Origin of the sequence: Rubrivirga sp. (genome assembly GCF_049648075.1) — a bacterium.
Lineage (GTDB): Bacteria > Bacteroidota > Rhodothermia > Rhodothermales > Rubricoccaceae > Rubrivirga.
Map to the genome: position 1 here is coordinate 1 of NZ_JBARYR010000368.1, position 7,102 is coordinate 7,102.

Sequence of the window (7,102 nt, forward strand, 5' to 3'; positions counted from 1 at the left end):
GTCCGCGGCATCGACCCGATCCAGTTTGCCGGCGACGTCTCGCCCTCGAGGGCGGCGCATTTCCTGAGCGGCGCCCTCGACCCGGTCGCGCCTCCGAGCGCCCTCGAGGACGCGGCCAGTGCGTTCGCGACCTCGACCGTGACGACCCTGCCCGCCCTCAGCCACGGCTGGTACCCGTCCTCGAGGCCGGCCGGCGCGCCGACGTTCGAGCAGGCGTGCGGCGACTGGCTGGTGGGCCACTTGGAGGACTGGACGGCGTAGAGGCACGGACGGGTGGGTTTCGCACCCGAACCGGGATCGACGACGACGCTTGAGTTGTCCTCTACCCGCATCGAGAGCGGCAGGCGGTTTGTAACGTCCGGAGTCCGGTTCCGGTGGCCTCGAAATCCAGGTCAGTACACGGTCTCCGTCTGCTCGGGGTACTCGCCCGAATATGACGAGAGGGACGCCCGCGAGATTTGCGCACCGCCCGTCTACGTGGTCCTCGAATAGGCACCCTCGAGGGCGGCGGACGTCCTCGAGGACAGGCACCCGACTACGACGGGCCTCGTCTCGGCCTCGAGGTCGGGACCGCAAACCGCGGGGGAGACACCGACGGTAGGCTGGCGTAGTAAGCGCTCGTCCTTCGATCTGATCTATGCCATCTGTCGCTGCCGGGATGCTCCTGGTCGGTCTGCTCGTCGCCCTGGGCGTCGCATCGAGCCGGATCTCGGCGCGCATCGGCGTCCCGGTTCTGGTTCTTTTTATGGCCGTCGGGATGGCGGCCGGGTCCGAGGGGCTGGGCGGCGTGGCGTTCGACGACTACGGGTTCGCGAATGCCGCGGGCACCGTCGCCCTCGCGCTCATCCTGTTCGACGGCGGGCTCAGGACGAGCATGGGGTCGGTCCGTGCGGCGTGGCAGCCGGCGCTCTCGCTCTCGACGATCGGCGTGGCACTCACGGCCGGGCTGACCGGCGTCGCGGCCGCCGCGGTGCTCGACGTGCCTCTCCTCTACGGACTCCTGCTCGGCGGCATCGTCGGGTCGACCGACGCTGCGGCCGTGTTCTCCGTGTTGCGGTCGAGCGGGCTCAAGCTGCCCGACCGGCTCGGCGCCACCCTCGAGGTCGAGAGCGGGTCGAACGACCCGATGGCCCTTTTCTTGACGGTCGGGCTGACCGCGATCGCCGCGGGGACCGGAGGGACGGCCGGGTCGCTCGTGCTCCTGTTCGTGCTCCAGTTCGGAGTCGGCGGCTTGGTAGGAGTCGGTGTCGGTCGCGTGGCGTCGTGGACCGTCGAGCGGGCGGGGCTCGATGCGCCGGGCCTCTACCCCGTGCTCGCCGTCGCCTTCGGGCTCGTGGCCTTCGGAGGAGCAGCGGTCTTGGGAGGGAGCGGCTTTCTGGCCGTCTACCTTGCCGGGATCGTGCTCGGGAACGGCCCGCTCGTGTTTCGGAGAGGCACCCTTCTCGTCCTCGATGCGGCGGCGTGGCTGGCCCAGATCGCGCTGTTCGTTCTGCTCGGCCTGCTGAGCTTCCCCAGCCGCCTGCTCGCCGTGGCGCCCGAGGGGCTGTTGATCGCCGTCGTGCTGGTCTTCGTGGCCCGGCCGCTCGCCGTCGCCGCGTCCGTGATGCCGTTCGGGTTCGGCGGGCGAGACGTCGCGTTCCTGTCGTGGGGCGGGCTGAAAGGGGCCGTCCCGATCACGCTCGCTACGTTCCCCCTGATAGCCGGCGTCGAGGGCGCGGAGCTCCTGTTCGACGTCGTGTTCTTCGTCGTCATCATCTCGGCCTTGGTCCAGGGGTGGTCCCTCCCGGCCGTCGCGCGCCGCCTGGGGATCGGCCGTCCCGCAGATCCGTCCCCGCCCGTCCGCGTCGAGCTCCACGCGCTGCAGCAGCTCGACGGCGACGTCGTCGACTACACCGTCACGCCGACCGCTCGCGTGGCCGGCCAAGAGCTCCGGGACTTGGCGCTGCCCGAGGGCGCCGCCGTGACGCTCGTCGTCCGCGACGGCGACGTCGTCGTGCCCCGAGGACGCACCGAGCTCCGACTCGGCGACCACGTCTTCGTCGCCACTCGCACATCGCTCCTGCCGCTCGTCGACCACTTGTTCTACCCGCCCGCCGAGGTGCCGCCGCTCACGCCCGGCCTCGAGGTCGAGTTCTCCGAGACGGTGACGCTGGGCCAGGTCCATCGCTTTCTCGACCTGCCCGCGCCCTCGAGGCCGGGAGCCACTCTCCTGGACGCGCTGGACCGAGACCGCCGAGACGACCTCTTCAGCCTAGCTCGCGGGTCAGAGCCTGACTTGGTCCGACTCACGGTCGCTCCCGCCCCCCGACCCGACGACCAACCGAACGCTCTCGCCGGCGACGGCCTCGAGGTCGAACCGGCCGGCAACGGTTCGTCCTCGAGGACGGAGTAGCCGTCTCCTCTTCGGAGGCCGCTCTCGGGCGGTCCCCGTTGCCCGCCGCGACCCCAGGCTCTAGCTTGCGATGACCGTTATCCAGACCCCGTGGCCGACTCGCCCCTTCGCCTCTCCGTTGCCGACCTCGCCGACCGCCTGGAGAGCTTCGTCACGGACTACCTCAAAGAGAAGAGCAAGGAGACGAAGGGGACGTACCGGCGCGCGCTCAACGAGTTCGAGCGCTACCACGGCGTCCGGGCGGCGCGGCCCTCGAGCCGGTTCCGGTTCGTCGAGAAAGACATCGAGGCGTACAAGACGTACCTGATGGAGGAGCGCGAGTTGAGCCAGGTCTCGGTCAGCACCTATCTGACGGCGCTGCGCCGGCTGTGCGACTACCTGGTCGCGCGTGGCGACCTCGAGGAGAACCCCGCCCGCGCCGTCAAAGGCAACCGCCGGCCCAGCTCCCACTCGCGCGGTGTATTGACCGAGGCCCAGGTCGAAGAGCTCCTGGGCTCGATTCCCCAAGTGACCGAGATCGGGCGGCGCGACCGGGCACTCGTGGCGCTCATGGTGTTCGGAGGCCTCAGTGAGGTCGAGCTAGTGCGCGCCGACATCGGCGACGTCGACCGGACGTTGATGGGCACGTTCCTGCGTGTCCAGGGCAAGGGCCGCCAGTCGAAGGACCAGACGGTCCCGCTCGACCCCGCGGCCGTCGACCCGCTCGAGATCTACCTGATGTCACGCGAGGACGCCGGCCCGACGGCTCCCCTGTTCGTCTCACTCGGCCACCGGAGCGCCGGGACGCGACTCAACACGCGCTCGGTCCGAGGGCGGATCAACACGCACCTGCGCGCGGCCAAGCTCAAAAAGCGCGGGATCAGCCCGCACAGCCTGACCCATACAGCGGCGCTGATCTGGCTCAACTCCGGGATGCCGGTCGACGACGTCCGCCGCCGGATGCGGCACGGGACGTTGGAGACGACGATGATCTCGTTCAAAAAGCAGGGCTTGCTCAAACCCCGCGACGACGAATAGACGTCCTCGAGGACGAGAACCACGAACGCGCGGCGTCAACCTCGAGGTCGACTACTCTACCGACATCGCGATGAGCGTGAGCACGACTGGACCGTCCGGCGCCTCGACGGCCGGGTACGGCGTGAGCGACTGAACGCCGACCTCGACGGCGCCCACAACAGCCGTCGCAGGCTCCGGGCCGTCCGCGTCCGTGTGAGGCACCGAGAGCACGGCCGGCGCGCCGTCGACGGCGACTCGGACGCGGGCCTTGCCAGCCCACACGCACTCCGCGCCGTCAGGGCACCGGCTGTCCTCCACGACTTCGAGAAAGCGGACCTCGTGTCCGTCTGCGAGCGCGACTTCGCCGACCTCGAGACCGAACGGGATTCCCTGAACGACCTCGAGGTCGCCGGACCCAGCGCAGCCCGCGACCAGGACGAACGCGACAAAAAGCCGGGTCACAACCGCGTGCGGACGCCGAACTGGTGGAGCCCGCCGAAGTCGCCCCAGTTCGAGTACGTGTAGTCGACGCCGATGCGACGGAGCGCGACGCCGGCCCCGACACTCACGCCCGCCAAGTCGAGACGACCGCCGGACCGGAGATCCTCACCACGTCGACCGTTGTAGCCGGCCCGGACGGCGAACGTGGACCCGAGCTGAAACTCGCCACCGATCGCGACATGATCCAGGGCGCGGTTGACGAACGACGAGTCCGACGCCGGCCCCTCGAAGCGCTGCAGATCGATGGCCGCGACCGAGACGGTGAGCGGCAGGTATCGGAGCTTGTTCGTGACCGTTAGCCGGACGTCGAGCGGGAGCCGGTCGGACTCGGCCCCGAGCGACGACAGGACCGCGCCGACGTGGTGGACGCTCGCCCCGAACGTGATGCCTTGGGACGGCACTTGGTAGCTCAGCCCGATGTCGCCGGCGACGGCCTGGGCACCGGCCTCGTCGATGGACGCGAACAGCGCGTGCGCCGCGACGCCGAGTCGCAACTGGGGCACGACCTCCTTCGAGGCCGCGATCGTGACGGCCGCCTCGCTCGCGCTGAACGTGCCGTCGGCCGTCGAGGTCGGGTCGCTGCTCGCGCGCCGCTCGAACTCGCCGTAGGACAGGTATCGGACGCCGCCGGCCAGGCTGATCCCGGAGCTGCGAAGGTCGCGGGCGATGACGACCGAGCCCGCGTTGACGTCGCCGATCAGGTTCGTGTACCCGAGGGCGAGCGCTCCACTGGCTTCCGACGACAAGAAGGCGGGGTTCGCAAACGTGGTCGCCGGGTCGCCGGCCGAGAGCGCGGCGGGGCCTCCCAGCGCGGCTGCACGCGCGGAGACGTCTAGACGGACCAGGTCGAACGCGGTCTGGGTCCGGGCCTGACCGGACGCGGCCGGCGCCGCCGCCAGCATCGCGGCGAGGGCAGCCCCGAAGAGAAAGAGACGTGGTTGCATGTCGGTGGCCCCGAGGGGCAGAGCGTGCGGAACCGTCTCGAAGGGGCGCTAGGCGTGTTGCGGGTGGACCACCAAGGTACGAGACGTGCCCACCTCTTTACAGGTCACGCCGCTTCGCCCCGCCGTCCTCGAGGACGATGCGCCGCCCTCGAGGTCGCTCGGACGGGCTGCAGCACGAAGAGAATCATCGGGTTGTGACCGCTGTTTGCCCGAAACTGCGTAGCGTAGGGTACACCCACGCACCCCACACCCATGTCCAGCCCCAAAGCCGACCTCGTCAAGCGTTTCCTCGCCGTCCTCATCGACGGCCTCACCGCCGGCGTCATCAGCTGGGTGTTCGGCCTGTTCGGCACGTTCATGTCCGGCATCGGCGTCCTGGTCGCGGCGGGCTACATCCTGACCCGCGACGCCCTCGAGACCCCGTACACCGACGGACGCTCGTTCGGCAAGAAGATTATCGGTCTGCGGGCCGTCCGGCTCGACGGCGGCCCGATGACGATGGAGACCTCGATCCGCAGAAACTGGACGCTGGCCGCCGGCAGCATCGTGTCCGGCATCGGCACGGTCCTGCTCGCCCTCGGGCCTCTCGCGATCCTGGGCGTCTTGGTTTTGATCGGGAGCATCGTCGTCGGCCTGCTCGGGCTCGTCGAGGCCGTCCTGGTCGTGACGGACGACGAGGGACGCCGCATCGGCGACCGGACCGGTGGCACCCAGGTCATCGAGGAGGCCGAGGTCGCGGCCACGGTGTAGCCCTCGGCCCCCGAGGGCCGACTCAGCCAGCGATCCAGGAAGACACAGCGTGCCCGTTCGGCCTCGAGGTCGGACGGGCGCGGTTTTGCGTGGAGCGTTCGACGACGTGCCTGCGCGCCCTCGTCGATGCACAGGAGCGTCCTCGAGGTCGGACCTTTCCCGAAGCGGAGCGCCTCGCCCTCGAGGGCGATCAGTTGTCCACAGCGGCCCGGCCGGGCGTGCCGTGACGGTATGTTGGCCGAGGCCGGCGGGACCTTGCGACCGCCGCTCTCAACCCGCTCTCTGATGGCCGACACGACGACAGATTCCGGCGACCGCTACACCGTCACCGCGCGCAAGTACCGGCCGCAAACCTTCGACGACTTGGTCGCGCAGGAGCACGTCGCGGAGACGTTCCGCAACGCGATCACGCGCGACCGGCTGGCCCACGTGTACCTCCTGTGCGGGCCTCGAGGCGTGGGCAAGACGACGGCGGCGCGGCTGATCGCGAAGGCCGTCAACTGCCAGACGCCGCTCGAGGAGCGCGACCGGGCCGAGCCGTGCCGGACGTGCGAGTCGTGCCACGCGTTCGAGCAGGGCCGGTCGCTCAACGTGTTCGAGATCGACGCGGCCTCGAACAACGGCGTCGACTACATGCGGGACCTGCGCGACAAGGCGCTCGTCCCGCCGCAGGGGGCCAAGAAGAAGGTCTACATCTTGGACGAGGTCCACATGCTGTCGGCGAGCGCGTTCAACGCCCTCCTCAAGCTGTTGGAGGAGCCGCCGCCGTACGTGATGTTCATCTTCGCGACGACCGAGCCGCACAAGGTGCTGCCTACGATCCTGTCGAGGTCGCAGCGGTTCGACTTCCGCCGCATCTCGGTCCCCGAGATCGTGGACCGGTTGAGGGAGATCTCCGCCGCCGAGGGCATCACGGCTGACGACGAGAGCCTCGTCCTGTTGGCCCGCAAGGGTGACGGCGCCTTGCGCGACGCGCTCTCGGTCTACGACCAGGCCGTCTCCGTCTGTGGCACCGTCCTCGAGGTCGGCGCCCTGCGCAAGGCGCTCGGCGTGGTCGACGCCGACGTCTACTTCGCGGTCACGGACCGCGCCCGGAACGGCGACCGCGCGGGCCTGCTGTCCTTGGTCGACGGCGTCGTGCGCGCGGGCCACGACCTCGACGAGTTGGTCCAGGGCTTGGCGGAGCACCTGCGGGACTTGCTGGTCGCGCGCTCGACGGGCAAGGGCGATCTCATCGAGGGCACGCTCGCCACCAAGGAGCGCTACCTCGACGCGGCCTCGATCTATGCCGAGGCCGACCTGCTGCACCTGCTGATGCTCTCGGAGCGGGCGGCCCAAGACCTGCGCGACAGCCGCCAGCCGCGCCTGACGCTCGAGCTCGCCCTTTTGAAGATGGCGAGCCTGGAGTCGGCCGCCGACCTGGGCCGCCTGCTCGACCGGTTGTCCGCCCTCGAGGACGGTGCCACAGACGGAGACGGCCTGGTCGTAGACCGAGAGCGCGTCGCGCAAGGCGCCGTCA

General features: G+C 69.8%; 8 protein-coding genes and 1 pseudogene. 6 read left to right on the plus strand and 3 right to left on the minus strand.

The window, feature by feature from the left end; translation table 11 throughout:
- The 3 genes and pseudogenes from WBA11_RS10745 to WBA11_RS10755 all read left to right on the plus strand — a co-directional run.
- Positions 1 to 261, plus strand: a pseudogene (locus WBA11_RS10745) (hypothetical protein); the annotation flags it as partial.
- A gap of 376 nt (positions 262 to 637) precedes the next feature.
- Complete coding sequence (locus WBA11_RS10750) at positions 638 to 2,392, plus strand: potassium/proton antiporter (protein ID WP_424520686.1); 1,755 nt, start codon at positions 638 to 640, stop codon at positions 2,390 to 2,392.
- Between the two features lie 90 nt (positions 2,393 to 2,482).
- Positions 2,483 to 3,409, plus strand: coding sequence for a site-specific integrase (locus WBA11_RS10755; protein WP_424520687.1), 927 nt, complete (start codon positions 2,483 to 2,485; stop codon positions 3,407 to 3,409).
- 51 nt (positions 3,410 to 3,460) lie between these two features.
- Here the strand turns inward: WBA11_RS10755 and WBA11_RS10760 are convergent, their stop codons facing one another.
- The 3 genes from WBA11_RS10760 to WBA11_RS10770 form a co-directional block, all read right to left on the minus strand.
- Positions 3,461 to 3,850, minus strand: a complete 390-nt coding sequence (locus tag WBA11_RS10760) for a hypothetical protein (RefSeq protein WP_424520688.1) — start codon at positions 3,848 to 3,850, stop codon at positions 3,461 to 3,463.
- The gene (gene porQ, locus WBA11_RS10765) at positions 3,847 to 4,833 is read right to left on the minus strand and encodes a type IX secretion system protein PorQ (RefSeq protein WP_424520689.1); all 987 of its coding nucleotides are present in this window, start codon (positions 4,831 to 4,833) and stop codon (positions 3,847 to 3,849) included. Before porQ ends, WBA11_RS10760 begins: the two co-directional genes overlap by 4 nt.
- Before the next feature lie 104 nt (positions 4,834 to 4,937).
- Entirely contained in the window at positions 4,938 to 5,072 is a 135-nt protein-coding gene (locus tag WBA11_RS10770) for a hypothetical protein (RefSeq protein WP_424520690.1), read from the minus strand.
- A 13-nt stretch (positions 5,073 to 5,085) separates the two neighbouring features.
- Here WBA11_RS10770 and WBA11_RS10775 point away from each other — a divergent pair, with 13 nt between their 5' ends.
- The 3 genes from WBA11_RS10775 to dnaX all read left to right on the plus strand — a co-directional run.
- Complete coding sequence (locus tag WBA11_RS10775) at positions 5,086 to 5,583, plus strand: RDD family protein (RefSeq protein WP_424520691.1); 498 nt, start codon at positions 5,086 to 5,088, stop codon at positions 5,581 to 5,583.
- A gap of 89 nt (positions 5,584 to 5,672) precedes the next feature.
- On the plus strand, positions 5,673 to 5,810 hold the full coding sequence (locus WBA11_RS10780) for a hypothetical protein (RefSeq protein ID WP_424520692.1): 138 nt from the start codon (positions 5,673 to 5,675) through the stop codon (positions 5,808 to 5,810).
- A gap of 58 nt (positions 5,811 to 5,868) precedes the next feature.
- A partial coding sequence (gene dnaX / locus WBA11_RS10785; protein WP_424520693.1) for a DNA polymerase III subunit gamma/tau occupies positions 5,869 to 7,102 on the plus strand: 1,234 nt, incomplete at its 3' end.